The 26,030-nt window shown below is 55.3% G+C and carries 19 protein-coding genes; 5 read left to right on the top strand and 14 right to left on the bottom strand.

The window, feature by feature from the left end; all coding sequences use genetic code 11:
* Position 1: 1 nt before the first annotated feature.
* Together QGM61_RS09035 and QGM61_RS09030 are read right to left on the bottom strand one after the other, a co-directional pair.
* Entirely contained in the window at positions 2–2,278 is a 2,277-nt protein-coding gene (locus tag QGM61_RS09035) for a PQQ-binding-like beta-propeller repeat protein (protein WP_281132755.1), read from the bottom strand.
* Entirely contained in the window at positions 2,265–5,834 is a 3,570-nt protein-coding gene (locus tag QGM61_RS09030) for a 7TM diverse intracellular signaling domain-containing protein (RefSeq protein ID WP_281132754.1), read from the bottom strand. The genes QGM61_RS09035 and QGM61_RS09030 overlap by 14 nt, the downstream gene beginning before the upstream one ends.
* An 84-nt stretch (positions 5,835–5,918) precedes the next feature.
* Here QGM61_RS09030 and QGM61_RS09025 point away from each other — a divergent pair, with 84 nt between their 5' ends.
* Positions 5,919–8,093, top strand: a complete 2,175-nt coding sequence (locus QGM61_RS09025) for a PQQ-binding-like beta-propeller repeat protein (protein WP_237132096.1) — start codon at positions 5,919–5,921, stop codon at positions 8,091–8,093.
* 74 nt (positions 8,094–8,167) lie between these two features.
* Here QGM61_RS09025 and QGM61_RS09020 read toward each other — a convergent pair whose 3' ends face one another.
* Positions 8,168–9,934 carry an SLC13 family permease gene (locus tag QGM61_RS09020; RefSeq protein WP_237132097.1) on the bottom strand — a complete coding sequence of 589 codons (1,767 nt, stop codon included), beginning with the start codon at positions 9,932–9,934 and terminating at the stop codon, positions 8,168–8,170.
* A 106-nt stretch (positions 9,935–10,040) separates the two neighbouring features.
* Positions 10,041–10,907, bottom strand: coding sequence for a pirin family protein (locus tag QGM61_RS09015; RefSeq protein WP_281132753.1), 867 nt, complete (start codon positions 10,905–10,907; stop codon positions 10,041–10,043).
* Positions 10,908–11,023: 116 nt separating this feature from the next.
* Between QGM61_RS09015 and QGM61_RS09010 the strand changes: the two genes are divergently transcribed.
* A complete protein-coding gene (locus QGM61_RS09010; protein ID WP_237132099.1) occupies positions 11,024–11,932 on the top strand; it encodes a LysR family transcriptional regulator in 909 nt (302 codons plus the stop codon).
* Here the strand turns inward: QGM61_RS09010 and QGM61_RS09005 are convergent.
* From QGM61_RS09005 to QGM61_RS08990, 4 genes are all read right to left on the bottom strand, one after another.
* Positions 11,914–13,503 carry a carboxylesterase/lipase family protein gene (locus QGM61_RS09005; RefSeq protein WP_281132752.1) on the bottom strand — a complete coding sequence of 530 codons (1,590 nt, stop codon included), beginning with the start codon at positions 13,501–13,503 and terminating at the stop codon, positions 11,914–11,916. The genes QGM61_RS09010 and QGM61_RS09005 overlap by 19 nt on opposite strands.
* Before the next feature lie 88 nt (positions 13,504–13,591).
* Entirely contained in the window at positions 13,592–14,443 is an 852-nt protein-coding gene (locus QGM61_RS09000; protein WP_281132751.1) for a PA2778 family cysteine peptidase, read from the bottom strand.
* Positions 14,443–14,835: a PA2779 family protein gene (locus QGM61_RS08995; protein ID WP_237132102.1), complete on the bottom strand. Its 393-nt coding sequence runs from the start codon at positions 14,833–14,835 to the stop codon at positions 14,443–14,445. The genes QGM61_RS09000 and QGM61_RS08995 overlap by 1 nt, the downstream gene beginning before the upstream one ends.
* 73 nt (positions 14,836–14,908) lie before the next feature.
* Positions 14,909–15,745, bottom strand: coding sequence for a mechanosensitive ion channel family protein (locus tag QGM61_RS08990; protein WP_237132103.1), 837 nt, complete (start codon positions 15,743–15,745; stop codon positions 14,909–14,911).
* Positions 15,746–16,033: 288 nt separating this feature from the next.
* Here QGM61_RS08990 and QGM61_RS08985 point away from each other — a divergent pair, with 288 nt between their 5' ends.
* Positions 16,034–17,278: an amidohydrolase family protein gene (locus QGM61_RS08985; protein WP_281132750.1), complete on the top strand. Its 1,245-nt coding sequence runs from the start codon at positions 16,034–16,036 to the stop codon at positions 17,276–17,278.
* A 24-nt stretch (positions 17,279–17,302) separates the two neighbouring features.
* Complete coding sequence (locus QGM61_RS08980; protein ID WP_281132749.1) at positions 17,303–18,451, top strand: sensor histidine kinase; 1,149 nt, start codon at positions 17,303–17,305, stop codon at positions 18,449–18,451.
* A gap of 8 nt (positions 18,452–18,459) precedes the next feature.
* On the opposite strand, the gene phnE (QGM61_RS08975) is transcribed toward QGM61_RS08980, so the two are convergent.
* The 5 genes from phnE (QGM61_RS08975) to QGM61_RS08955 form a co-directional block, all read right to left on the bottom strand.
* Positions 18,460–19,272 carry a phosphonate ABC transporter, permease protein PhnE gene (gene phnE, locus QGM61_RS08975; RefSeq protein ID WP_281132748.1) on the bottom strand — a complete coding sequence of 271 codons (813 nt, stop codon included), beginning with the start codon at positions 19,270–19,272 and terminating at the stop codon, positions 18,460–18,462.
* A complete protein-coding gene (phnE, locus tag QGM61_RS08970; protein WP_281132747.1) occupies positions 19,272–20,111 on the bottom strand; it encodes a phosphonate ABC transporter, permease protein PhnE in 840 nt (279 codons plus the stop codon). Before phnE (QGM61_RS08970) ends, phnE (QGM61_RS08975) begins: the two co-directional genes overlap by 1 nt.
* Positions 20,108–20,935 carry a phosphonate ABC transporter ATP-binding protein gene (gene phnC, locus QGM61_RS08965; RefSeq protein WP_281132746.1) on the bottom strand — a complete coding sequence of 276 codons (828 nt, stop codon included), beginning with the start codon at positions 20,933–20,935 and terminating at the stop codon, positions 20,108–20,110. The genes phnE (QGM61_RS08970) and phnC overlap by 4 nt, the downstream gene beginning before the upstream one ends.
* A 15-nt stretch (positions 20,936–20,950) precedes the next feature.
* Positions 20,951–21,934 carry a phosphate/phosphite/phosphonate ABC transporter substrate-binding protein gene (gene phnD, locus QGM61_RS08960; protein WP_281132745.1) on the bottom strand — a complete coding sequence of 328 codons (984 nt, stop codon included), beginning with the start codon at positions 21,932–21,934 and terminating at the stop codon, positions 20,951–20,953.
* A gap of 154 nt (positions 21,935–22,088) precedes the next feature.
* The gene (locus tag QGM61_RS08955; protein ID WP_281132744.1) at positions 22,089–22,613 is read right to left on the bottom strand and encodes a gluconokinase; all 525 of its coding nucleotides are present in this window, start codon (positions 22,611–22,613) and stop codon (positions 22,089–22,091) included.
* A 97-nt stretch (positions 22,614–22,710) separates the two neighbouring features.
* Between QGM61_RS08955 and QGM61_RS08950 the strand changes: the two genes are divergently transcribed.
* Positions 22,711–23,433: a YebC/PmpR family DNA-binding transcriptional regulator gene (locus tag QGM61_RS08950; protein WP_237132111.1), complete on the top strand. Its 723-nt coding sequence runs from the start codon at positions 22,711–22,713 to the stop codon at positions 23,431–23,433.
* Here QGM61_RS08950 and QGM61_RS08945 read toward each other — a convergent pair.
* Positions 23,409–26,027 (bottom strand): EAL domain-containing protein, encoded by a 2,619-nt coding sequence (locus tag QGM61_RS08945; protein WP_281132743.1) that lies wholly within the window; start codon positions 26,025–26,027, stop codon positions 23,409–23,411. The genes QGM61_RS08950 and QGM61_RS08945 overlap by 25 nt on opposite strands.
* Positions 26,028–26,030: the final 3 nt, after the last annotated feature.

The following is a 26,030-nucleotide window of genomic DNA, read 5'->3' as shown; positions in this document are numbered from 1 at the left end:
GTCACTCCGGGGCTGATGAGGGCAAAGACAGAACATAACGACTCAGCAGGTTAATCTGCGTGTCATTCAGTTGCAGCGCAAACGCTGGCATTTCCACACCCCCATCGCTGATCATGCGCTGAACCCGGGTCTGGTCAACAAGACCGGTCAGCGATGGCGCCGAGCCGCCGGGCAATCCCGCTCCGGCATTTCCATGACAGGCCGCACAGGCTTGTTCGAAAAGAGCCATTGCAGACTGTCGTTCTTCTTCAGACAAACTAACCACCGCCATACTTGCGGACGCGGAAGTGGTCACTGCAGTCCCGGAGCCCGTTGTGCCTGCACCGCTTGCAGAGTCGGCCACCGGCGCGCCCGGCAGTGCCAGCGCAACCAGTTCGGCCGGGTGCTCTGCCGTTGCTACCGCAATCACGATGTATTGAAAGCCATCATGAAAATACGTCATCGGGGCGCCGCTTGCTTTAGCGGGCAGCTCCAGCTCCGCCAATACTTCCCCTGTTGCTTTGTTGTAAGCCCTGAACATCGGCCCGCCAGGGTCTCCGCTCAGATGGCCTGCCTCAGCCAGAAACAATAATTCGGCCGTCAGGAGAGGCGATGGCCGGATCATGGGGTGCCCCATATTGGCAAAGTCCAGATCCAGACCCTGCAGGGCCGGGTGTTCCTTAATGTAGTCAGAAGCCGGACCAATGCTGCGCGACCAGATGTGCTCGCCACGGTTCATATCCGTTGCGGTTATCAGACTCCATGGTGGACGTGTAACAGGCAAACCGCGCGGACCCTGAATGAACACTGATGGTGCACGCAGGAACCGCCAGTCAGTGCGACCTGGCTCCGGGTCAAGCAGACCAGCCGCCATCGGCGCGTTGCGTAACGGCACAAACATCATGCCCGTCTCTGGGTCGAAGGCAGCGCCATTCCAGTTGGAGCCGCCTTGATAGCCAGGGTTAACCCAGGTGCCCTGTGTACCACCCTCTCTTATTGGAGTCGGAGGCATATACATGGGGCCGGTCACATACTGGGCCGCAATCGCCAGGGCCTCTGAGCGTAGCTCGGGAGTGAAATCGATCAGGTCCTCTTCGTGAAAACCCTGAGAGAGATAAGGTGGCGGCCGGGTCGGAAAGGGTTGTGTCGCCGAGCTTTGTTCGCCAGGCACTTCGCTTTGAGGCACCGCACGGTCCTCTATCGGCCACAATGGCTCACCGGTGATGCGGTCGAATACAAATGACATGCCCTGCTTCGTCAGCTGGGTAACAGCCTTCACGTGGCGCCCATCCACAAGCACATCACCAAGGATCGGCGCAGCTGGCGGATCATAATCCCACAGCCCGTGTCGCGTCAGTTGATAGTGCCAGACCAGCTCTCCAGTGCGGCCATCGAGACAGACCAGACTCTGCGCAAACAGATTGTCACCGTGTCGATGACCACCATAAAAATCATTGGACCCTGCTTCTACCGGCAAGTAGATATAGCCCGTCTCCTCATCGACGCTCATCATTGACCAGACACCGGTATTTCCTGCATAGCGCCAGGAGTCACTCTCCCAGGTCTCGTGCCCCGGTTCACCAGGCTGCGGTATTGTATTGAAGCGCCAGAGCAGCTCACCTGTGCGAACATCGAAGCCGCGGATATGACCCGGCGTTGCGGCCACATTGGGTGCGGTGATTGTACCGACAACCTGAGCCACAACCACATCACCAACAATGGCAGGAGGCGATGACGAGCCTACGGAATCAGCATCAGATCCATCAGGGTAGAGACCTTCTTTCAGAAGCACGGCGCCGTTTTCGCCAAAAGCCGTGTCCGCCCGTCCAGTCCTGGCATCTATGGACAACAGACGCCCATCGAGAGTGTTGTGAAATATTCGCGCCTGCTCGCCGTCCGTCCAGTACGCCAATGATCGACTACCCAGTCCCAGACCGCGGTCATCCACAGACGCCGGTTGTGGATCGTACTGCCATAATACCTCGCCATTTGCCGGGTCCAGAGCAACCACCTGGTGCTGACCACTTGGCACATACAGAACGCCATCCACCATCAGCGGTGTTGCTTTCAGGTTTCGATCCGGCCGATCGCCCAATGGCAGGGCTTGCCAGCGCCACACGGCCTGAAGGGAATGAACATTTTCGGCGTTGATCTGCGACAGGTTCGAGTAGCGAGTGAAGCCCTGATCACCACCCCAGGTGTGCCACTCACCATCGGGGGCCCCATATTGCGCCCCCGCCGGGACAGCCAGCGCCATCAGTATCAGAACACCGGATGACCGTGAGCTAGTTGAGCGCACGCTGTTCCACAATCTCCTGCAAACGTCCGACCGACGTCTCGAGGGCATCTCTGGCCTCTTCATCATGATTAACCTTGGACAAAACGAAGTATGCAGTACGGGCCACCTGACGCCATCTAGGATTGGAGGGTAGTTTCTCAAGCGACAGGTAACGATTCATTGACCGCGTACGCAGACGCCCGTTATCGACGCTGACACTCCATATTCGGCTCTTTTCTGCCAGATCAATAATGGACTCGCCGGTGATTTTCTGCCAGTAGTAGTGACAGTCCTGCATGACTTTCACCAAAGCTTCGCGATAAGCCTCCTCGCTGTCCTCATTGTCCACACTGAGTGTGGTAGAGAGTTTGGAGATCAGCGAGTCTATATACTTCAGCTCGTCGACCAGCTCACTGTGTTTGTGCAGATCCTCGGGTTTGATATTCGACAGATATTCGCCAAGGGTCTGTGTCCGCTCCACGTTGCGGTTAATCTCGGCAACAATCTGCGGCAGGCTGAGCGACTCCGGATCATTGTTTTCCGTTTCCTGATCAGGAGACGCCGACATAGCTGCCGATCTGTCTTTTTCGAATACGATCAGATAAAACTCCTGATCCATCTGATCAATAGTCAACAGACAGAAACGACCTGTTTCTCCCGCAAGCTCAAAGTCGAAATATTCAATGTCCTCACGCCGCGAAATCATCGCCTCGTTAAACGGAAAATGAACCGCATCAGCAAGCGCCGGTGAACGATTGATCAATGCATCAGCGACGCGATTAACTGACTGTTGCAGATAGTCCTGACTATTGATATCGAGCAATTCCTGGGCAGGTTCGTTGGCATAGATCAAAACCCCGGCTTCATCAACCGCAAGCAATGGGTCACCTGTCACATCCAGCAGCGCTGCAAGCCGCTGCTCTCGTTGGCGCAATCGTTTCTCATTTTCTTCGTATCGCTGCAATTGCCAGTTGAGGCGCTGGTTGTCGCGCCGGACCTGCTGCAGCAACATCAACTCAAACTGCTTATCAATTCTGACTCGCAGCTCTTCTTTGCTGAAAGGCTTGGTTATGTAGTCGTTCGCGCCCAGACTAAGACCTTTGACAAGGTCCTCAGCGCGGTTTTTAGCAGTAAGAATCACAATTGGGAGTTCATCCGCGTCATAGCGTTTACGCATGATCTGGCATACCTGGTAGCCGGTCATGACGGGCATCATCAGATCCAGTATCACCATATCAGGCTTGACCTGACTGAGCTTCTCCAGCGCCTCTGCGCCACTGAGAGCCGTTATCAGGTCGTAGTGTTCCGACAAGTGTGATTCCACAATCCTGAGGTTCAGATACTCATCGTCAACCACCAGAATACGCCCGCGTGACTTGCGGTTCCGGGCAGGACTCTCCATTACATTCGTATCTGATGCATCGTCAGATGCCCGACGTCGATCAACATTCAGACCGGTTGCCTTCAGCGCCGCAGACAGCTCAGCCGGAGCATTTATATCAACACTGAGGTCCTTACTGGCCTGGGCATTGTCCTGCTTTGCTGCTTTCTTGCCTTCAGGCAGGGCCTTCTTCAGTGGGAGATCGAAGTAGAACAGTGATCCCTCGCCCTGCGTGCTGCGCAACACAATCTCCGAGCCATGCAGTTCAAGCAGGCGCTGCGAAATAGAGAGTCCTAGCCCTGTTCCACCTGCTTTTCGTGCCTCGGCAGAGTCAACCTGGTAGAAACGCTGGAATATCTGTTTCTGATCCTCAGCCGAAATGCCGATACCGGTATCACGAACGGAAACCCGCACATCCAGATCCAGAACTTCAACCGCAATAGTGACACTGCCATGCGGCGTAAACTTGATGGCATTGGCCACCAGGTTGAACAACACCTGCTGCAGCCGATCCTCGTCTCCTTCAACAATTACCTGCCCCGGCGGATAATTTTCAACCAGCTTGATGGGTTTCTCACCAATCAAAGGACGCGTCATGCGGACCACAACCTCACAAACCTCTTTCAGGTCAGTGTCGTTACGATTAAGCGCCAGCTGTCCATTTTTCATGGCGGAGAAGTCAATGACATCATTGACCAGACTTGAGAGCCGTTGCGCGCTGACCTTCATCAAGGTCAATGTTTCACGCTGCGATGTTGTCAGTGTGGTCGACTGCTGATCTGCCAGCATGATTTCGGCCAGGCCGATGATGCCAGTCAGTGGCGTGCGCAACTCGTGTGACACATTGGCGATAAACTCTTCTTTGACGCTGTCGGCTTGCTGTAGAGCATCAATTTTTAACTGATTGGCCTTCAGCAGGTCTTCCTGAGCCGCGCGGTAGCCCTCCATCATGTTCTGCAGTCGATCACTGAGTCCGACGGCCAGCACGGTGATCGCCAGCAGTGATGCCAGCTGAATGCCGTTGTAGGCGAGCAGTGGCGGAATCAATACACCCAGACGCTGAGTCAGTTCCAGCAACACACCGACCAGCAGTATGATCCATGCAGAGATGAAAAAACTCGCTGCCCGAGAACCGCGCCGCTGCGCCCGCAGTGCTCCAATCGAGATGATCAGCATATTGAAGGCCGTTGCTGTCAACGCCATACGATTAACCAGCGACGCGTTTAGCACGAATGAAATCACGATGGCAGCCGCCACCACCAGAATATAGATTGTGGCCGCACGGTCGATACGTCGGTCAATCTGTGGCAGATTGAGGAAGCGCTGGACAAAGGCCATGACAAACAGACAGACCAGTAATGCGATGACTCCGGTGGCTTTATTGGACCACTGAGGACTTTCTGGCCACAGGTACTGATAGGCCAGCCCCATGGAGGTCAGTGAGTACAGGCCGCCGAACAGCACGATCAGACCGAAGTACAGGAAACCTGTTTCACGGCTGGTGTGCCAGACAGTAAAACTGTAGATCGCAATCATCAGCATCAGGCCAAAATAAAGACCCGAGGTGAACAGGGATCGCTGGGACTCTGATGCAAAGAACTGCTCATCACCCAGCATCAGTGGGAATTGGAGTGAGCCGGAAGTCTCTACCCGGAAATAGATTGACTGCGCCTGGTCAGGCAACACAGGGAATTCAAAGTTGATACTGCGGTGTGCACGATCGCGGGCACGAAATGGCAAGGAGGCGCCGGCTGACTTTTGTACCCATTCACCTTCTTCCTGAAAGTAAAAGTCCACGCGAGTCAGTTGCGTGAAGGTTGTGAAAGCAATCCACTGTTCCGGTTCGTCAAAGCGATTATCCAGATCGACCCTCACCCAGAGGGCACCGCCGCGATAACCGAGATTTGGCTGTCCTGGAGCAACCCAGGGCTGGCCCTGCGTTTCCAGCTGCAGACGTGCCTGATCAAAGCTCAGTTCGCCCTCGGCATCGTCCAGCAGCAGCATTTCGGAACCTGGCACCATACCGCCGCCAAAGCTGTCCAGATCCAGAGCGCTGACAGGCCTGGCGAACAGCAAAAGCAGCAGGATTGCCCATAGCAGGAACATCACCCCAAGGTGAATTTCCCCAGGATGAGCGGCCGCACTCACCGTTCTGGAATCGGTTTTGTAGTTATCGCAATGCTCTCTGGTTTCCATACCGGGCCTGTGACGCTGTCGGGTATACTCAACCACTCGAATCATATAGAGTTTATGTCAACAATAATACCAGCGGATAGCATCATGCCCATATCAAAAGCCCGTCGAAGCCCATCAATTATGAACAACATCATGTCTGGCAGAATCTCCGCATTGCCGCTTGGCCTGAGCCTGATCGGTCTGGTGGCTGCGTGCAGCCCGTCTGAAGACGCCTCCGAAGCAGGTATCGCTACCTACCATGCCGAACAGGCTGAGCGAGGCGCCATGGTTTACCAGGCGCAATGTGCTCTTTGCCATGGCACAGCGCTGCAGGGCGGTGGCGCGGGGCCAGCCTTGAGCGGCGAGGCATTTGACAGCCGCTGGTCAGACCAGTCCATGAGTGCGCTGGTCCAGCTGATCAGCACCAGCATGCCTCCGGCAGGTTCCTCGGACCTGAGCCAGGAGGACTATCTGGACGTTACCGCCTACATACTGCAGAACAATCAGATTCTGGCCGGTGAACAGGCCCTTGTGGCTGACAGCAGCTACACATTGAGTGATTTTCCGCGCAGTACTGCCGCCGCCGCTGCCCCCACAGAGTCTGCCAACAGCGTGTTCCCGCAAGGGTCTGCTGAGCAGGAGGAATTGGGAGTGACCGTCGCCGGCACAGTAGAAGACTTTACGCCGCTGTCCTCCGCAGAGCTGATGAACCCTTCTCCAGAAGACTGGCTGATGTGGCGCGGCAATCCGCAGGCCTGGAGTTACAGCGCTCTGGACCAGGTCAACGTAGACAACGTCAACTCGCTGCGGCTGGAATGGGTGTGGAATATGCATGAAGGCGACTCAGAGCCAGCGCCAATTGTTTATGACGGCATCATGTACCTCATTAACCCCGGCAATGTCATTCAGGCTCTGGATGCGCGAAATGGTGAGCTGATCTGGGAGCATGCGGCCGGACCCAACAGTGGCGAAGATATGCGCAGCATTGCCATCTATGACGACAAGATCATTCAGGCAACCACCGATGCCCGCCTGGTCGCACTCAATGCCCGAACCGGAGAACAGGTCTGGGAACAGGTTGTCGCCGACAGCAGCAAAGGTTTTGCCAACTCAAGCGGCCCGCTGATTGCAGACGACAAAGTCATCGTGGGCCTGGCCAATTGCGCAACTTACATCCCTGAGGACTGCTATATCAGCGCCTATAGCGCGGATACCGGAGAGCTTCAGTGGCGCTTCAATACGATTGCCAAGACTGGCGAACCTGGCGGCGACACCTGGGGTGATCTGGATGACCTTTATCGTGCTGGTGGTGAGACCTGGATCACTGGCAGCTATGACCCGGAAACACGCCTGACGTACTGGGGGGTTGCGCAGGCAAAACCCTGGGCGCCACCCAGCCGCCACATGTCCATACACGATGCTGGCCTCTACACCAACTCCACCCTCGCGATTGATGTCGATACCGGCGAGCTGGCCTGGCATTTCCAGCACGTGCCGGGCGAAGCCCTGGACCTGGATGAAGTGTTCGAGCGCGTTCTTGTCGACCGTAATGGACGAAAGCTGGTGCTGTCGCTGGGCAAGCACGGCATCCTGTGGAAGAACGATCGCGAAACAGGCGAGTTCCTGGGCTTCAAGGAAACCATGTATCAGAACGTGTTCAGCCACATCGACCCTGAGACCGGTGCCGTGACCTATCGGGAGGATATCGTCAACGCACAGCTTGATGAGTGGATTCCGGCCTGCCCCAGTAGCGCCGGTGGCAAGAACTGGCACTCCATGAGCTACCACGCACCAAGCAACTCTCTGATTGCACCCCTGAGCCAGACCTGTCTGGACAACCGTGCCCGGGAAGTCGCTCTGGAACCTGGCTCCGGCGGACTGGCCAGCAACCGTCGATTCTATGAAATGCCTGATACCAACGGCAACCTGGGCAAGCTCGCAGCCTACGATGTGGACACTATGGAAGAGCGCTGGAGTTACGAACAGCGCGCCTCGTTCATAACCGGCGTGCTCTCCACTGCCGGCAATCTGGCATTTGTGGGAGACCTGGACCGACGCTTCCGCGCGTTTAACGCCGAGACAGGGGACATTGTCTGGGAAACCCGGCTTGGCACAGCTGTACAGGGCCATCCTCTGACATTCAGCATCGACGGCAAGCAATACATAGCAGTTACAACCGCGAATGGTGGCACGAGTCCCAGAATGGTGCCACGGGTGGTAGCAACTGACATTAACCCACCGCGTAGCGGCAATGCCGTGTACGTGTTTGCTCTACCCTGAGCTGCAAAGTCCGCTGGAAGTCGGTAACACGCAAAAGCAACTTGTTACCGTTTCCAGCAGTCCGGGAGCAGATTTTACTGCAACGGGTAGAACAACAGTAAAACGGTGAGGGTGGTTACGCCAACAATTATGTTCATCGGGATACCTGCACGCAAAAAGTCAGAAAACCGGTAGCTACCTGGGCCGTAAACCATCAGGTTGGTCTGATAACCCAGTGGCGTCGCGAAACTGGCCGATGCCGCTACCATGATCGCGAACATGAAAGGCTCTGGATCAAGCCCCGCTTGCTGCGTGATGGCCAGCGCCAAAGGCACCATGATCACTGCGGCCGCATTGTTGGTGATTACCTCGGTCAGCAACGAGACCGCTGCGTATATAAGCACCAGCAGCAACCATGGACGCCCACCACTCAACTCCACAATAGCCAGGGCCAGCGCCGCCGCAACGCCAGTTTTTTGCAGGGCCGCACCCAGGGCGAATGAAGCGGCAATAGTGATCAGCACTGGCAATTCAAGACTTTTCTCCGCCTGGCTGATTGTCAGGCAGCCTGTGGCCATCATGACACCGACTGCAATAAGTGCAGCATCCAGCATGCTCACCAGATTCATTCCGGCCGCGCCTACTGCCAGCAGCAGGATGGTCCAGGCCAGTCCAGCCTTCTCGTGCCTCGGCGCGACTTTATCCAGATCGTTGACGACCAGAAAGTCCTTGTTGTACTGCTGACGCGTAACAAACGCAGGACGGGCCTCCAGCAACAGCGTGTCACCTGGTTTTATAATGATATTGCCCAGGTTGCCCTCTATACGCTCACCGTTTCGGGCCAGTGCCATGACAACCGCACCATAGCGATCATGGAATCGCGAGCTTCGAATGGTCTCGCCAACTGCCGCACATGACTGGGAAACAACGACTTCTATCAGCCGCCGCTCTGCGCGGTCCTGCTGCATCAGGGTATTCTCGCCGGCAGATGCCGTCAGGCCATTAATGCGTAGTAGATCTGTCACGGCCTCTGTTTCCCCGGCGAATACCAATCGGTCACCCGCCAACAATGTCTCTTCAGATGGCGCGGCAGTAACCACCGAATCACCACGGCTGATTTCCACCAGGTATAGTCGCTCCAGATCTCGCAGACCTGCCTTTTCAACGGTCAGTCCAACCAGAGGACCATGGGGGTCGACAGCTACCTCAACAGTAAATTCACGCATGTTGGCAAACGGTCTGCGGGCACTTCGATCGGGCAGAACCCTTGGCAGGACCAGCAGCATGAATATAGCGGAGACCAATGCAACAGGCAGACCAATCATTGTGATGGAGAATATGCCAAACGCATCATTACCTGTGAGCGATTGATATTGACCAGATACAACCAGGTTGGTGCTGGTGCCGATCATGGTCAGTGTTCCACCTACGATGGCAGCATAACTAAGAGGTATCAGCAGGCGCGAAGGCGCAATACCTATCTTGCGTGACCAGGAATTGATGGCCGGTATCATGGTGGCCACGACGGGTGTGTTATTGAGAAATGCACTCAGCGGCAGCACGGGCAAAAACAGGCGCAGCATGGCGCCTCTTATGGACTGTGGTTTACCCAGAAAACGATTGACCAGCAGGTCGATGCCGCCCGAACCATGCAATCCGGCGGCGACCGCAAACATTGCCGCGACTGTAATCAGCCCGGGATTCGCGAATCCTGCAAGCGCCTCAGTCGGCGTCAGAACCCCGGCCAGACTCAGGATTGCCAGGGCCGTCATCAGTACCACGTGAGCGGGCAATCGAGTAGTGATCAGCGCCAGCAGAACGCCGGCGGTCAACCCGAGAGACAACAATGCCTGCCAATCCATAATAATTCACCTGAAAGCCCATTGAGGGAAGGAACGGATTGGCAGTATAGAGCAGCGTTTATATTACATAAAAGAATATTTAATTATAATTAAATCGACTTTGAGACTAAAAAGTCTGTGCCAAAACACCGCGGCGATAGTCATCCAGCGCCTGCTCAATCTCCTGACGGGTGTTCATTACGAACGGCCCGTACTGGACGATCGGCTCGTTTAATGGCTGACCCGCAAGTACCACCACACGTGTGTTGTCCGCCAGCGTGCGCAGATCAATGCGACTGCCATTTCGAGACATTCTTGCCAGCTTGCCTCGCTGCACAAGACTGCCCTGCTCGCCCAGTGCTATTTCGCCTTCATAGACATAGATCAGGGTTGTGGCGCCGTCATTCACTTCAATGGTGTGCGTATCCGACGCCTTGTCGAAATGCAGATCAAGGTATACCGGCTCTGTGTCAGGCCTGGAGACCAGCCCCTCCAGCAACTCTCCGTCCAACTGTGCACGCCCTGCGATCAGTTTGCCGGAGACTGCGGCACCGGCGTATTCCGGAATGCTTGCCGAAGGAATATCTCGGTAGTCCGGCGCCTGCATCTTGCTGTGTGCCGGCAGGTTGAGCCAGACCTGAAAGCCGCGCATACGCCCTTCAGTCTGCTTGGGCATCTCTGAGTGTATGATGCCAGCGCCCGCAGTCATCCACTGCACATCGCCGTTTTGCAGATCACCTACATTGCCCATGTGATCCTGATGCTCCATATGGCCCTGCAACATATAGGTAATAGTTTCAAAACCCCGGTGCGGGTGCGGTGGAAAACCACCGATATAGTCGCTTGCCTCAGCGGAGCCGAATTCATCCATCATCAGGAAAGGGTCAAACCGCGCCGGATCACCGGCCCCTCCGAACACGCGAAGCAGTTTTACCCCATCGCCGTCCGAAGAAGGGCGAGCGACAATCAGTTCTTCCAGTTTTTTCGCCGTCATGATCAATCTCCTGTGAACGCATCGATCAACATTTTAGATACCATTATAATAGCCGCAACAATTTGATGTTATGATGCAAAAAAACCGACCCATACATTAAATTTTTAGATATAACTATGAAGCAGCCACGTATATCTCTGGAACAGTGGGCAGCATTTGTTGCTGTGGTCGATGAAGGCAGCTTTGCCCGGGCTGCCGAGCAACTCAACAAAAGTCAGTCAAGTATCAGCTATGCCATCTCACGTATCAACGAGCTGCTACCCACTGCCGTCCTGACACTGTCGGGCCGCAAAGCCACATTGACGCGTGAAGGCAAGGTCATGTATCGACGTGCCAAGCAGTTGTTACAACAGGCACAGACTGCCGAGCAAGTGGCAGCCACACTGGCACGTGGCACAGAACCTGAGGTTGTACTGGCCGTCGATGGCCTGCTGGAACCGGGGCAGTTACTGCCAACTCTGGAGAAGTTCTCAGCGGCATTTCCGATGACCCGATTGCGAATCCTGGAAACGCAGCTGTCTGGCACGGAAGAAGCCATCCTGGAGCGCAAGGCTGATGTAGTTATCAGCCACCAGGTGCCCGTGGGCTACATGGGAACCCCGCTCAAAGTGGTGCGCATGATTCCGGTCGCGCATCCAGATCACCCCTTGGCGCAGCAGCATGAATCCACGGGAATCAATGATTTTGAGCTCCGCAGCTGGCGGCAGATTGTGCTGCGCGACAGTGGTCAGCGCCGTGAACAGGATGCCGGCTGGCTAGGTTCGGAACAGCGCTGGACTGTCAGCCACTTCTCTACCACGATCAAAGCGCTGCGTGCCGGACTTGGATTCGCCTTCTTGCCGACGGACTGGGTGAAGCGAGAGCTTGCAAGTGGTGAACTGAAGCAGTTGAGCCTAAGTATGGGCGCCGAGCGGCGTCTGCCTCTCTATCTTGTGATGGCGGCGGCTGACAGCGTCGGACCAGCGACCAAAGCGCTGGCCCGACTACTCATCGAATCGCTTGGTGATCAGTCGGAAACTGGCTGACGCCGACGATCCATCACGCGGTCAAACACAGCCCAGTTATCAGGCATCAGATCTGTTTCAGCACTGACCTCAGTGCCCATCAGCAGATAATTGCGCTCGGCATTGCTATAGGGCAGCCATTCTGCCTGGCCAGGCGCAGACGGCTGACCATGGTGAGCAAAGTTGACCCAGTAATCGGACATGATGTCTGCCAGACGATAATCCAGGGCCGTACCACGCGATGACAAGGTCTGGACATTGTTAAATGCGTAGGCAATTTCAGAGGCATGGTAGGCCCCAAGGTTCGCTTCAGCGGCACCGGGCGGTTGATGCGTAAAGTAGTATAGGTACGCGGGCTGCCCAACATGTCGAGTCAGATTTGCCCAGGTCACCATATTCCAGCCGAAGGTGGCGTCACGAAAACTGGCCAGCACTGATTCGCGGATATTGTCCTCAGGGTAAACATCCAGCACCAGGTCAGCGAAGTCGCCAAACTGCGCCTGCAGTCTCGCACGATAGGCTTCGGCCGTTGATGGCAGATTGGCCGCCGCCCCCAGCGTAGTGCCCTCGTCGCTGTTGAACCCCACCATCACGGGAACTGCGCGTTGTCTGCCTTCAGAAAAAATCTCATACGGCTGGGCGGGAATGATCCAGCCATCCACAATGCCGTCCGTGCGGAATCCAGCTGCCATCGCATTGTCCAGCAGTTCCCGGCCGGGCATGTTGCGCAGGTCCGCGAGGCTGGCTGCGCCCAGCTGCGTTGCCAGTTCAACTCCTGAATTGATGGCGGGAGGGCCCGCTGAGGTCTGACGATCCAACGCAACCCGGGTATCAAGACGGGCCCCACTTTGGGCAATTACTTTGTGAAACAGCCCTTCGGTCAATGGACTGGCTGTTAACAGATTCACCGACCAGGCACCCGCTGACTCCCCGAAGATTGTGACGTTGTCCGGATCGCCGCCGAACGCAGAGATATTCTCTTGCACCCAGCGAAGTGCCTCTATCTGGTCAAGGATGCCGTAATTGCCTGCTGAAAACTCTGGTGATTCGGAAACCAGCTCAGGGTGAGCAAAAAAGCCGAACACACCGAGGCGGTAATTGATCGTAACGACCACCACGTCTTTGGCGGCCAGGTTGGTGCCGTCGTAGGTCTCGATGGCGCCTGAGCCACGCGTCAGCGCACCGCCGTGAATCCAGACCATGACAGGCCGGTCGGCCCCGGGTTCTGCTGCACTCCACACATTGAGGTATAGACAGTCCTCGCTGCTGACACGGGCGGGTCGGTAAAAGAAAGAACCTTCTGGATAGGGCTGCTGAAGGCAGTCCGGACCAAAACTATCAGCCAGTCGCTCCCCCTGCCAGGAGGGTGCGGGTTTTGGTGCCTGCCAGCGTGCCTGACCTACGGGTGGCATTGCATAGGGTATGCCCTTGAAGATGGATACCTGAGGATGCCGCTCCGAAGCGGTTCCAAGCAGCGCACCCTGAGGCGTGTCGAGACGGACCAATGCTGTCTGAGTGGGTTGTTGCGCTACGATTGCGCCGGCCCACAGGCCAACGGCGGCAACGAGGAGCGTTTTCAACGTCTTTCTCATGTCCAGTTCCTGTTATTCTGCTGATTTTGACGGAGACCAGACGATGCAGGAATTTGGCATGGAAAACAAGTATTCCGCCAGGCGATGCTCAGCTTTGCATCTCGTTGCGGATGGCAGACAGGTTCTGTTGGGCTGGCTGGTAATCGGGCTGAATCGACAGTAACTGTTCCAGCACACTGGCAGCACGGGCCAGGTCACCCTGTTGATAGAGCCAATTGCTATAGCCCATCGCGATAACAGCCTGATCAGGCCACTGTTGGTAGCCCGCCTGCCAGGCTGCTCCGCTTAGTTCCGGATGCAGCCGCTGAAAATCTGCCACTGCCATAAAATAATCTGACACTTCCGCCGAGGCTGGTAGATCTCCTGGTGTCAGCGCTACATAAGCCCAATGCTCGGCTCGCTGCCAGGTCCGCTCGAACACCGGCAGCGCCACCCGATGTTCACGAACGGTGCCTGAGCGAAGAATTAACTCCTGTTGTTCAGGGTCAAATCCGACAACAACCGCATAGTGCCATTGTGGCAACACGCTTAGTCCCAGATTCTGAAACACCAGCACCGGGTTACCTGCATCCAGTTCATTGATGATGGCAGTCAGCGTGCCCGGTATAACGTATGGAATGCGCTCAAACGTTCGCGTCGCCGCCAGCATTTCCACCTGCAGAGAGCCCTGCCTTGATGGAATATAAACGTGGGAAACGAGCTCATCTGGCTGCACTGCAACCTGATTGTATTGCAGGATTGTCGCCAATGCGGCCGGACCACACTGGTAAAGCTCCTGAGGAAAAAAGGGGACATCGACCAGTTCGACACCCTCAGGCAACTGGTCAGACGGACGGGACAGCAGCTGCTGACTTTGTGGTGTCGCAGCACACGCTACCAGCAGGGAGGCGAGAAACAGGAGAAAAGGCACCCGCAAGCGGGTGCCTGATCGCATTGACATCAGAGTCCCGGGAAAATATCGGTAACGCCAGCGATGTCCAGCAGCATGAAGATTACCAGCAGGAACAGAACGGTTTCCAGCAGGCCCTCACCCGCAGGCAGCTCATCTATCTGTGCTGAAAGCGCTGCCAGTTCCGCCTGGCTCATCGCGTTTACACGCGCCTGGGCATCCGCAGCATCCACGCCACGAGCGGCCAGTTGAGCCTGCACATCGGCTCGACTCAGAAAGTTATTTACCGAGGCTCGCTGATCAGCGACCTGCATCTCCTGCATCAGCTGTTCGGTAGTTACCATGGTTTGCGGCGCAGCGTATGCCTGCTGGAACATTGCTCCGAATGCAAAAACTGTAGCCAACATCCAGGTCGTGACGGACTTAAGTGTTCTGATTTTCATGACTGACTCCTTTTCATTGAAAACAAAATTTACTGCTATCGAACATCTATGTTCAACGGGCAAGCCACCGGAATTATTCCGAGGGCGGTACCTGGTGGACATAGATATCCCGCTGCGGGAACGGAATACTCAAACCTGCTTTATCAAATTCTTTGTAGACCAGCTCATTCATACGGAAATGGACACCCCAGAAATCGGCCGCGTTCACCCACACCCGTACGACAATATTGACAGAGCTGTCTGCAAGCGCCGACACGGCCATAAAAGGGGCCGGGTCTTTGAGGATGCGATCATCGGCTTCAATCAAACGCCCCAGAACACCGTATGCCGTGTCGACGTCGTCGCCGTATGCGATACCAAAGGTCCAGTCGACCCGTCGCGTAGGCTGTGCTGAATAATTGATCAGAGAACCCGTGGACAAAGGCCCATTGGGAACAAATATCGTTTTGTTGTCTGGAGTGGTCAGCTCGGTGACAAAGATCTGGATCTCCTTGACGGTTCCCATATGCCCTTGAGCTTCAATAAAGTCACCGACCTTGAAGTACTTGAAAAACAGGATCATGACGCCGCCAGCGAAGTTCTGCAGCGTGCCTGACAGGGCGAGGCCGATGGCCAGACCAGCCGCACCAAGGATGGCTATAAAGGATGTCATCTGAACACCCAGCACACCCAGTGCCGTGATATATACCAGTACCTTCATCAATATCGACATCAGGCTGGCCAGGAAGGAAGCCAGTGATGGATCAACTTTGCTGCGCTTCAATAAGCGTTTGACCAGGCCAACCAGGATGCTGACGACCCACAGTCCAAGCACCAGAGTGGCCAGCGCACCAACAATTCGTGGACCGTAGGTCAACGCGTAGCTGATGAATACCTCGGTTGAAAAGTTAAGATTCTCTAGTGATTCCATAGTTGTTATTGACTCCCGGAAGGCTTGATGGACACGGACGACATGGCCTGTTTCGCAACATTAACCTACACATCAACTGCGGCTGTCAAACAACTTTTTGCCATGCTTGTCTCGCCGCCGGTCTGACCGCATAATGACTTTTCGCACGCTGTGCCAGGTCAATTTACTGAAAATAGCTGTGTTGTCTGTCGGACGCAGACGTATTGCCAGGAGAGTATGATGTTGCACGCGAGATTGCACTCGACAATTAGAACAGGCCGAACCATATGTCAGGCTGTGCTTCTGCTGATGGCCTCTTCCATGACGACCGCGCAGACAGACACTGTGGCTCTGGTGGATGCCCGTATCATCAATGGCACCGGCACAGCCCCGGTTGACGACGGCGTCATAATTATCAACGCAGGCCGGATTACTGCTATTGGCAACTCAAACGATATCGACATCCCTGACCAGGCCAATGTGGTGTCCATGGCTGGCAAAACCATTATCCCCGGCCTGATCAATGCACACGGTCATGTCAGTGACGTGCTCGGCCTCGAGTCCGGCCACTACAACACAGAAAACCTGTTGCGCCAGCTGAATCTGTACGCCAGCTATGGGGTAACCACGGTCATCAGCCTGGGCGGCGATGAGCGTGAGGCTTTTGAGCTTCGCGACACCCAGCAAACTCCCGCTCTCGACCGGGCACGGATATACGTTGCGGGCCCCGTCCTGTCAGCCGATTCGCCCGACGAGGCGGCAGCTCTGGTCGACGAAGTCGCCAGGTCGAATCCCGATTTCATCAAGATTCGAGTGGATGACAACCTGGGTCGCACCGCCAAGATGGCACCGGAGGTCTATCAGGCTTTCAGCGATCGCGCCGACCATCACGGCCTTCCACTGGCAGTGCACATTTATTACCTGGATGACACGCGACAGGTAATTGAGGCGGGTGGCGACTTTGTCGCCCACAGTGTAAGAGACAGACATGTCGACCAGGCATTTGCCGATCAACTCATAGCGGCAGATATCTGCTACAGCCCGACGTTGACCCGGGAAGTGTCCACCTATATCTACGAGTCGGAACCCGATTTCTTCAGCGACCCCTTTTTCCTCGCTGGTGTTGATAGCGAAATTCTGGACACGCTGCGGGAACCTGCGCGCCAGCAGCGACTTCGCGACAGTGCCATGGCACAGCAATACAAGGCAGCACTGCCAATCGCAATGAGCAATCTCAAGATACTTGCCGACGCCGGCGTGACAATAGCCATGGGCACCGACAGTGGTCCCGCCGCACGTTTTCAGGGATATTTTGAGCACCTGGAAATGTGGATGATGCAGGATGCAGGCCTGACGCCGATGCAGATCATCACCTCTGCCACCGGAGATGCCGCACACTGCATGGGTATCAGCGACGAACTCGGCACACTCGAGGCAGGCAAGTGGGCCGATCTGGTGGTTCTATCAGCTGACCCGCTCGAAGATATTCGCAATACCCGCAGCATCGACCAGGTCTGGATAGCCGGCAAAGCGCTGCCCCGGCCCGGTTTTTAGCATGGATCATAGTAGAGATAATTAATGATGGAAGACTTCTGGAACAGTGATCGGACGCAGAGCCTGATCGGCGCAGCCGTGCTGGTTATCGTGTCCATGCTTTCGGTTTATCTTCTGTCGCAGGGCGGCCCATGGTCCGCCGAGTTGAGCCTGATCGCCGGTTTATTCCTGGTCAACATCGTTTGTTTCTTTTTGTCGACGTCAGACTGGGCTCAGCAACAGCGCCACAGGATGATGGTGGTCATCTGGCTGGAAGCGGCAATTATTGTCAGTCTCTATTTCCTGGTCAGCATCAGTTTTGTGGCGATACTGGGCATTATCTGGGTGGTTCAGATCACTGAACTGTTCCCGATCCGCACAACCAGCTGGATACTACTGGCGGCGGTCAGCATCTTTTCATTCACGCAGATCTTCCACTGGAACGACAGTAGCCTGATGCTGGCCTTGACCGGCTCCATCACGCTTAGCCTGTTTCATCTGTTTGCCGTCATAGCAACCTATCGCGCCAAACGCGAACAGGAATTACGCGAGGAAACGGCCGCGCTCAACCGTGAGCTGCTGGCCACACGCGAATTGCTGACCGAGCACTCGCGGCAGACCGAACGCCTGCGCATAGCACGCGATCTGCACGACCTGCTGGGACATCACCTGACCGCACAGATTCTGCAACTGGAGGTTGCAACACATGTCACCGATGGCACTGGCCGACAGAAAGTCGAACAGGCTCTGGCACTTGGCAAACTGCTGCTCAGCGACCTGCGAACAGCGGTCAGTGAGCTGCGCGAGGACGAACCAATCAATTTCCGAGATGCGGTGAAAAAACTCGTCATTGGTGTTCCGAATATCGACATTCACCTGAACTTCAATTCAACACTTGGCGAGATGCACCAGGCGGAGACCCTGCTGCGGTGCACACGGGAAGCGCTCACCAACATCCTCCGGCATAGCGGCGCCAGCAGATGTGATATCAGTTTCAATAGCACAGACAGCCATTATCATCTACAGATCCGTGATGATGGCCAATGCCGCGATTCTGTGACACCTGGCAACGGGCTTAAGGGAATCAAAGAGCGTGTTGAGGAAGCCGGCGGTGATGTTCGCTGGTATGCAGACAGCGGCTTTGTTATCGATATATATCTGCCTCTTGAATCAGAACTGGCCGAAGCCAGTTGATTCAGCCATCAGAGTACGGCGTGACGCACTTTTGCAGACACCCACTCAGACAGCACCACCGTCGCAAATATCAGCACGAATACGGTAGCGACCTGCGCCCAGGCCAGGTTGTTGATGGCGGCATTCATTTGCAGCCCTATGCCGCCAGCCCCGACCAGCCCAAGAGTTGTCGCTTCACGAATATTAATATCCCAACGATAGACACTGATGCCGGCAAAGGCCGGCAGGATCTGTGGCCAGACGGAGTAAGCAAGCACCTGCGGGCCACTGGCACCAGTCGCCGTGATGGCTTCAACAGGGGTCGGGTGAATCTCTTCAATAGCTTCGTACAGCAGCTTGCCCACAAAACCAATCGAGCGCAACGCGATGGCCAGCATTCCGGCAAAGATGCCAGGCCCGACAATTGTCACCAGCAGCATTGCCCAGATCAGAGCATTAATGGATCGTGAACTGACAATGATGGCCAGTGCGACCGCGCGCAGAGACGCGTGAGGTGTCGTGTTACGCGCGGCCAGAAACGCCAGCGGGAAGGCAATCAGGATACCCAGCGCGGTACCAACCGTTGCGATATTGATCGTATCCCACAAGGGCATCATTAATGAGCCGGTAATACTCCAGTCGGGCGGGATCATGCGGCCAATCAGGCTGGCAGCCTGCTCGTCGGCATCGTACAGAAACTCCCAGATGGTATTTTCGGAAATTAACGCCCAACACCACACAAACAGCATGCCACCGAACATCCAACCCGCCCAGATTGCGTATTGCTTTGCCGGCTCACGCCGCTGCCATTCCTTAAGGCCGTCTTTTTCGCGGATAGGCATTATTGAGTCCACCTTCTCACATAACCAGAGAAATACTCACTCAGCAGGACGATGGCAATGATCAGCAGCAGGATGGCCGCTGAGGTGTCATAGTCATAGCGATTGATCGACGTGTTAAGAGTCGCGCCGATACCACCGGCACCAACAATACCGATAACGGCCGACTCCCGGAAGTTGATATCCAGACGGTAAAGAGACAGACCTATCAGCCTGGGCATGACCTGGGGCTGCACGGCATAGTTGACCCATTGCAGCCAGGTGCCACCCGTTGCCCGGACCGCCTCCAGCGGCTCGCGCTGGGCGTCTTCTATGTCCTCCGCGAGCAACTTGGCCATAAAACCTATTGTCGCGAATGCCAGAGTAATCACACCAGCCAATGGACCAAAACCAAACATGGCAACAAACAGAATGGCGATGATGATTTCCTGAAACGTACGCGACAGGGCAATGATGGTACGACAGAAGTAGTAAACGGGTGCCGGCGCAATGTTGCGCGCTGCGCCGAGCCCCACCGGGACAGCAAGCAGCACTCCGATGATGGTAGCCGTAAAAGTCATCGTCAGACTTTCCTGCAGACCAATAAATATCTCGCCACTGCGGCTGACAAAGTCCGGAGTCATGAACGAGGCTACAAACTCGACGCCACGATCCATGCCCTGAGCAACCCGATCCCAATTGACATCAACACTGAGCCAGGCCGCTATGACATAGGCCAGGACACCCAGATTGAGTGACACACGCAGCCAGCGACGTCTAATCAAAGGCAGCGGTGACCAGACACCTTGCTGCAACTGTTGTAGCCGCTGCACATCCGCGACAGGAGTACTGTGCTGGCTCATGGGTGCGCATCCACTGTCAGTGAACGCACTCTGTCCTCAGGCGAGGCACGCTCTTCATCGTCCTCATTGTCAGCAGGAATCTCCCAATCCTCCTCTCCATAGATGCTTGTCAGAATCGCGGGGCTCAGGTCCTGCGGCGAGCCGTCGAACACGATCCTGCCAGCGCGCAATCCGACAACCCTGTCGACGAACTGCTGGGCCAGCACAACATCGTGGATGTTGATGATGGCCGCCAGTTGCTGCTCCCGACACAGATCGCAGATCAGGCGCATGATCTGCCTGGAAGTTTTTGGATCAAGACTGGCTGTGGGCTCATCAACCAGCAATAGTTTGGGATTCTGCATCAGGGCTCGGGCAATGCCAACGCGCTGTTTCTGCCCGCCCGACAGCGCATCACCCCGTTTGTCGAACATGGTTTCCAGACCGACCCTCTGCAGCAGATGAAAAGCCTGCTGAATATCGGATTTAGGGAAGCGACGAAAGTAGCTGCGCCAGAACCCTACATAGGCCAGGCGTCCCGATAACACATTCTCCATCACGGACAGACGCTCAACCAGGGCGTAATTCTGGAATATCATGCCGATCTGGCGGCGAGCCTGCCTCAGCTTAGCACCTCTGACCCGGGTAATGTCGTCGCCGTCCAGCTGGACTTTCCCGTCAGTGGGTTCTATCAAGCGGTTAACACACCGAATAAGTGTGCTCTTGCCTGCACCAGAAGGTCCGATCAATGCAATGACCTGGCCCGCAGGGATAGTCAGATCGATATCGCTGAGGGCGAGCTCACCGGTCTGGTAGCGTTTGCTCACGCCTGTTAGTGTCAGCATGCTGCGTGATCTCCCTCAGTCACAGTTGTAAATCGTATCATTGGCTTCATCGATATCCCGAATGACCTGCCAGTGCTGCTTGTAGCTGATCGGAATAAACTGGGCCATACCCGCATCGGCAAACTCCTGCTGCAGTGCCGACCCTTCCCAGTCAAAGCTAAAAAAAGCCTGGCGAATGTTCTCGGCGAGTTCCGGCGCCAGGTTGTGTGCCATACCATAAGCTGTGGTGGGAAATGTCAGCGAACGATAAATGCTGCGATACTGATCAGCACTGACAACATCCCTGCCCTCCATTCGGCGCAGGACCTCATTGGCAATGGCTGCCGCCTCGTAGTCGCCGTTAACAACGCCCAGAATCGAGTTATCGTGACTGCCAGAATAAGTGGTCGTGTAGTCGCGATCGGCCTGCAGCCCAAACTCCCGGTCCAGCAGTGTCGACGGTGCTTTAAATCCTGAGTTGGATGTTGGTGATGTAAACGCAAGCTGACGTCCCTGCAGATCAGCAGCGTTGTTAATCCCGCTGTCAGGATAGGTAATTATCTCCATCTCGTAGCCGAAGCTGCCGTCCTCGGCAGCCATCATGGCAAACGGCACAAACCCTGTGCAATTGACGGCAACCGGTGTCGACCCGGTATTAAAGCCGGCAACATGCAGGCGACCTGCCCGCATCGCCTCGAGTTGGGCGGCATTGGACTGCACCGGGAAAAATCGGATCTCTTTGCCAGTCAGGGTTTCCATGTGGGTGATAAACTCGTCCCATACCTGCGAGTACAGCGCCGGGTCTTCCACTGGAGTGTAGGCAAATACCAGAATTCGTGGATCGCGCCATGCTTCCGGGTCCGCCGGGCGGTCAGCGACCAGATCGGCGTCGCTGTCCTCATAGCGCGGCGACAGCTGAGCTGAGGCTACCAGCGGCAATACCGCCGCAAGCAGGCCCGCTGTCACGCGTACCAGGCTGCGGCGAAGCGTCAGCGCTGAGTCGATGGCCTTGAATAACATGATGACTGCCCTATGACTGCATTGAACGGCTGCATGGATGATATAGATGCAGCTGTATATCGCAGATTGTTTATTATTGTCGGTATTTCACCCGCTGTGTCGCCTGATGCCAGCGGGAGGGTGACTGTGGATCATAGCAGGTGGTGGATTGCCGTCAACCGCGCAACAGGGCCTGAAACTGAAGCAGAATATCGTCTGCACTGCCATCATTGACCAGCACCTCTGCGGTCGGGCCTGGCGCCTCAAAATCATTGGTGAGCGCAGTTGCACTGGCAACGCTGATGCCATCACGACGACTGCGTAGCCGGTCAACTATTAACTGTGGGTCCGATTTCACCCAGACAAACCGTGTCTGTGGCAGTCTTGCCTGCAACCAGTCCCGATGACGCTGTTTGTAGGCACCCTGGGTTACAATCAGGGGTTTGTCAGGCTCCCTGGACACTCGCTGACGAATGGTTTGCAGCAGCACCGCAAAAAACTCATCGCGCATCGCGTCGGTAAAGGGTTGAGCCGTATTCAGAGCCTCACGCATGGCAGAAGTAATGTCATCGTCCGCATGGTACACAGGCCAGCCATAGTGCCGGGATAAAACATCACCGGCAAATGACTTGCCGCTTCCAGACAACCCGAACAAGAACCATACCGTTGGCAGGGTCATACCATTTATCGCTTGCTGCATACTGAGACTATCCTGAAACATTCCCCGGAATGGATTTTAGCGTACACCTGCGTGTATTATTCGGCTTTTGCAAATCGATCTGTTGCAGGAACCAAAGATGGGCAGAGCATACCAGAACCGTAAAGAGTCGATGGCCAAAACGGCGGCGGCTAAAACAAAAGTTTACAGTAAATATGCGCGTGAAATTTACGTTTGCGCGAAGTCTGGCGGCACAGACCCCGATGGCAATCTGACTCTGCGCAGCCTGCTGGATCGTGCCAAGAAAGACCAGGTACCCAGCCATGTTATTGACAAGGCGCTGGAGAAGGCACGGGGCAGTGGTGGAGAAGACTTTTCGCCTGCTCGCTATGAAGGGTTTGGTCCTGGCAACTGCATGGTCATCGTTGAGTGCCTGACCGACAATCCCAACCGCACCTTCGGTGATGTCCGTCAGTGTTTTACCAAAACCAAATCGAAAATTGGCGCGCAAGGCAGTGTCAGCCACATGTTCGATCACTGTGCCATTCTGGCCATCATGGGCGATGATGAAGAGAGTGTGCTGGAGGCACTGCTGGGCGCCGACGTCGACGTTACTGATATTGAAAACGAAGACGGCCGTATCACGGTCTTTGCACCTCATACAGAGTATGCAAAGGCGCGCCAGGCATTACGCGACGCTTTCCCTGATGTCGAGTTTGAAGCCGATGAAATTCAGTTTCTGGCGCAGACGCAGACCGAATTGAGCGGCGACGATGTCGCACTCTTCGAGCGTTTTATGGATATGCTGAACGATCTGGATGACGTCCAGAACGTTTATCACAACGCGGTATTACCCGACTGAGGCAAACGCGGCAGCTCTGGCGCAGCCTGTTCAAACACCGGCTGCCAGGCTTCCTCTGGTTGTGGTGCTCCGAAATAATACCCCTGTTTAAAGTAGCAGCCGAGTTCCGTCAGACGCTCGGCTTGAGCTGCTGTTTCCACACCCTCGGCTATCACCCGCAAATCCAGACTGGCACCCAGCGCAATAATGGTTTTCACGATGGCCTCATCGTTAATATCATCCATCAGATCGCGCACAAATGACTGATCAATCTTCAGCTGCGACAGTGGCAGCCGTTTCAGATAACTCAGAGAGGCATAGCCAGTACCGAAGTCATCCAGCGCGAACCTGATGCCCATGGCCCTCAACTCACGCATGCGCTCTATTGTCGACTGCACGTCTTCAATCAACAGGCTTTCAGTCACTTCCAGTTCCAGAAGCCTGCCATCCACACCTGACTGTTCAATACAGTCGGCAATCTGTCGTACAAATTTGGGGCTGCGGAATTGTCGCGAGCTGATATTGATGGCAAGCGTCATTGACCGCGTCGCGCTGTGTTGCTGCCAGCGCTTAAGGATACGACAGGCCTCAGCGATCACCCACTCGCCAAGTGGAACGATCAACCCGGCCGACTCGGCAACTGGAATAAAATCCCCGGGCGGGACGCGTCCAAGCATGGCATCCTCCCAGCGCAGTAACCCCTCCATGCCGACCATTCTGCCGTCGCCATCAACCTGAGGCTGCAGATGCAGATCCAGACCAGTGCCATCGAGTGCGCGCCGCAGGGCTTTTTCGATATTGGTACGTCTGGTGACCTCAATCTGCATAGTGGGGTTAAAAAACTTCACGGTATTGCGCCCTGCATTCTTCGCGGCGCCCAGTGCCAGGTCCACTGCCTTTAGCAACTCATCGACTGATTCGGCATCAGAGAACATCGCCACACCAACACTTACTGATGTGGTGACTTCGTGACCATGCAGATCAATTGGATCACTCAACTGCACGCGCAGAGTTTCGGCCAGATCATTGACACGGTTGACTGCATCATCAAGTTCCAGTGCCAGGTCTTCCACTATGATGACAAACTCGTCAGCACCCAGTCTGCCGGAAGTATCGGTAGGCAGCAGGCTGCGTTCAATTCGATGTGCTACGTGCTTCAATAGCGCATCCCCATGATTGTGGCCCAAAGAGTCATTGATGCTTTTGAAGTTATCCAGATCGAGCAGCACCAGCGCGCCCTGATACCCTGTTATCTCGTGCCCCCCCAGGGCATGCTCCAGTCGCTCCAGTATTAAACGACGATTGGGAAGCCCGGTCAGCGAGTCAAACGAGGCAAGTTGCTGAAGCTGACTGTTCATTTTGCGGTGTTCTGTAATATCAGTCGAAATACCACAAAGAGAAGAGATGGTATTGTCCGGATTGCGCAGTGGAATCTTGACTGACAGGAATGTGTATTCGTCCTTGCCATCGCGGGAAACACTGTGCTCCTCATGGGCAACGCGCTCGCCCTGGCGTATGACACGCATATCATTCTGTCGAATCTGTTCGTAGGTGCGGCTATCAAAGAATGACTCATCGGTCTTGCCAATGATTTCATTCTCTGGGCGCCCGAACAATTCGCATACCTTACGGTTTACGTATTGATAACGCAGTTTGTAGTCCTTGATGTAAATATAGGCATCGACGCTATTGAGGATAACGTTCAGTCGCTGCTCACTTTCCTGCAGACTTCTGGTCCGTGCTTTTACCCGGTAACTCAACGCCAGGCTGAATGCGACTGCCACAAGCAATGCCAGGCCCAATGCTATTGAGCCCCAGATTACCCAGCCCGGGAGACTGCGGTCATTCTGGTAGTTCCACTGCTCCAGAATCCGGTAGTAAACCGAGCCGGGGTCAGCTCGCCACAGGGACAGGTAGTTATCTATCGCCGTAAGCACTGCCTCATGTCTGCCGGCAGGCACCGCATAATATAACTGGCTGGGTTGAAACAGAATGGGTGTGGGCGTCAGCCCGAAGCGACTGGCTTCCATATCACCCGAGTGGGAGCTTGACACCACCGCATCGGCAACGCCCTCAGAAACGGCGCTGAATGCCTGTGTCTGATTGTCGTAAGCCAACCAGTCAACATTCAGGAAAAAATTGTCTGCCAGTGATTCAAGATAGGCTTGCTGAATGGAGTCCTGCAGCAAGGCAATGCGTTTTCCGTCAAGATCCAGCAAGCCCACAATGCCCTGACCACGCGATTCATAAATCTGTGACCAGCTCAGTAGAGCCGGCTGCTGATGGAAATCAAACCGCTGTTGCCTGTCTGAATCAATAGCGACATCCGGCATGATGTCGATCTCGCCGCGCTCCAGCAGCGTCAGACATTCACTCCATTGACAGGGGACGGGTCTCAGTTGCCAACGTTCGGCACGGGCGATTTCACGCAACAGGTCTCCGTGTATGCCGGTAATCCTGCCTTGCTCATCCAGGAACAATTTGGGTGGGTTTTCGTAAACCCCTACTCGCAGTACACTGTTTACCGGCTGTGCATATGCCACCGACATCAGGGTGGTCAACACCGCCAAAGTGATCAGAAATCCAGCACGTAAAAGTGACTTCTTGTCGCACATCGC

Source organism: Pseudohongiella sp. SYSU M77423 (assembly GCF_029911965.1).
GTDB lineage: Bacteria > Pseudomonadota > Gammaproteobacteria > Pseudomonadales > Pseudohongiellaceae > Pseudohongiella.
The sequence above is the reverse complement of the archived record's forward strand: the minus strand, read 5'-3'. Positions and strand labels throughout refer to the sequence as shown.

Excerpts from the sequence above, each read along its gene's own strand:
- QGM61_RS08995 (WP_237132102.1), bottom strand. The coding sequence starts at position 14,835 with ATGAAAATCAGAACACTTAAGTCCGTCACGACCTGGATGTTGGCTACA.
- QGM61_RS08990 (WP_237132103.1), bottom strand. The coding sequence starts at position 15,745 with ATGGAATCACTAGAGAATCTTAACTTTTCAACCGAGGTATTCATCAGC.
- QGM61_RS08980 (WP_281132749.1), top strand. The coding sequence starts at position 17,303 with ATGATGGAAGACTTCTGGAACAGTGATCGGACGCAGAGCCTGATCGGC.
- phnD (WP_281132745.1), bottom strand. The coding sequence starts at position 21,934 with ATGTTATTCAAGGCCATCGACTCAGCGCTGACGCTTCGCCGCAGCCTG.
- QGM61_RS09030 (WP_281132754.1), bottom strand. The coding sequence starts at position 5,834 with ATGGAAACCAGAGAGCATTGCGATAACTACAAAACCGATTCCAGAACG.
- QGM61_RS08985 (WP_281132750.1), top strand. The coding sequence starts at position 16,034 with ATGGCCTCTTCCATGACGACCGCGCAGACAGACACTGTGGCTCTGGTG.
- phnE (WP_281132747.1), bottom strand. The coding sequence starts at position 20,111 with ATGAGCCAGCACAGTACTCCTGTCGCGGATGTGCAGCGGCTACAACAG.
- QGM61_RS09005 (WP_281132752.1), bottom strand. The coding sequence starts at position 13,503 with ATGAGAAAGACGTTGAAAACGCTCCTCGTTGCCGCCGTTGGCCTGTGG.
- phnC (WP_281132746.1), bottom strand. The coding sequence starts at position 20,935 with ATGCTGACACTAACAGGCGTGAGCAAACGCTACCAGACCGGTGAGCTC.
- phnE (WP_281132748.1), bottom strand. The coding sequence starts at position 19,272 with ATGCCTATCCGCGAAAAAGACGGCCTTAAGGAATGGCAGCGGCGTGAG.
- QGM61_RS08945 (WP_281132743.1), bottom strand. The coding sequence starts at position 26,027 with ATGTGCGACAAGAAGTCACTTTTACGTGCTGGATTTCTGATCACTTTG.
- QGM61_RS09000 (WP_281132751.1), bottom strand. The coding sequence starts at position 14,443 with ATGTCAATGCGATCAGGCACCCGCTTGCGGGTGCCTTTTCTCCTGTTT.
- QGM61_RS08955 (WP_281132744.1), bottom strand. The coding sequence starts at position 22,613 with ATGCAGCAAGCGATAAATGGTATGACCCTGCCAACGGTATGGTTCTTG.
- QGM61_RS09010 (WP_237132099.1), top strand. The coding sequence starts at position 11,024 with ATGAAGCAGCCACGTATATCTCTGGAACAGTGGGCAGCATTTGTTGCT.
- QGM61_RS09015 (WP_281132753.1), bottom strand. The coding sequence starts at position 10,907 with ATGACGGCGAAAAAACTGGAAGAACTGATTGTCGCTCGCCCTTCTTCG.
- QGM61_RS08950 (WP_237132111.1), top strand. The coding sequence starts at position 22,711 with ATGGGCAGAGCATACCAGAACCGTAAAGAGTCGATGGCCAAAACGGCG.
- QGM61_RS09025 (WP_237132096.1), top strand. The coding sequence starts at position 5,919 with ATGCCCATATCAAAAGCCCGTCGAAGCCCATCAATTATGAACAACATC.
- QGM61_RS09020 (WP_237132097.1), bottom strand. The coding sequence starts at position 9,934 with ATGGATTGGCAGGCATTGTTGTCTCTCGGGTTGACCGCCGGCGTTCTG.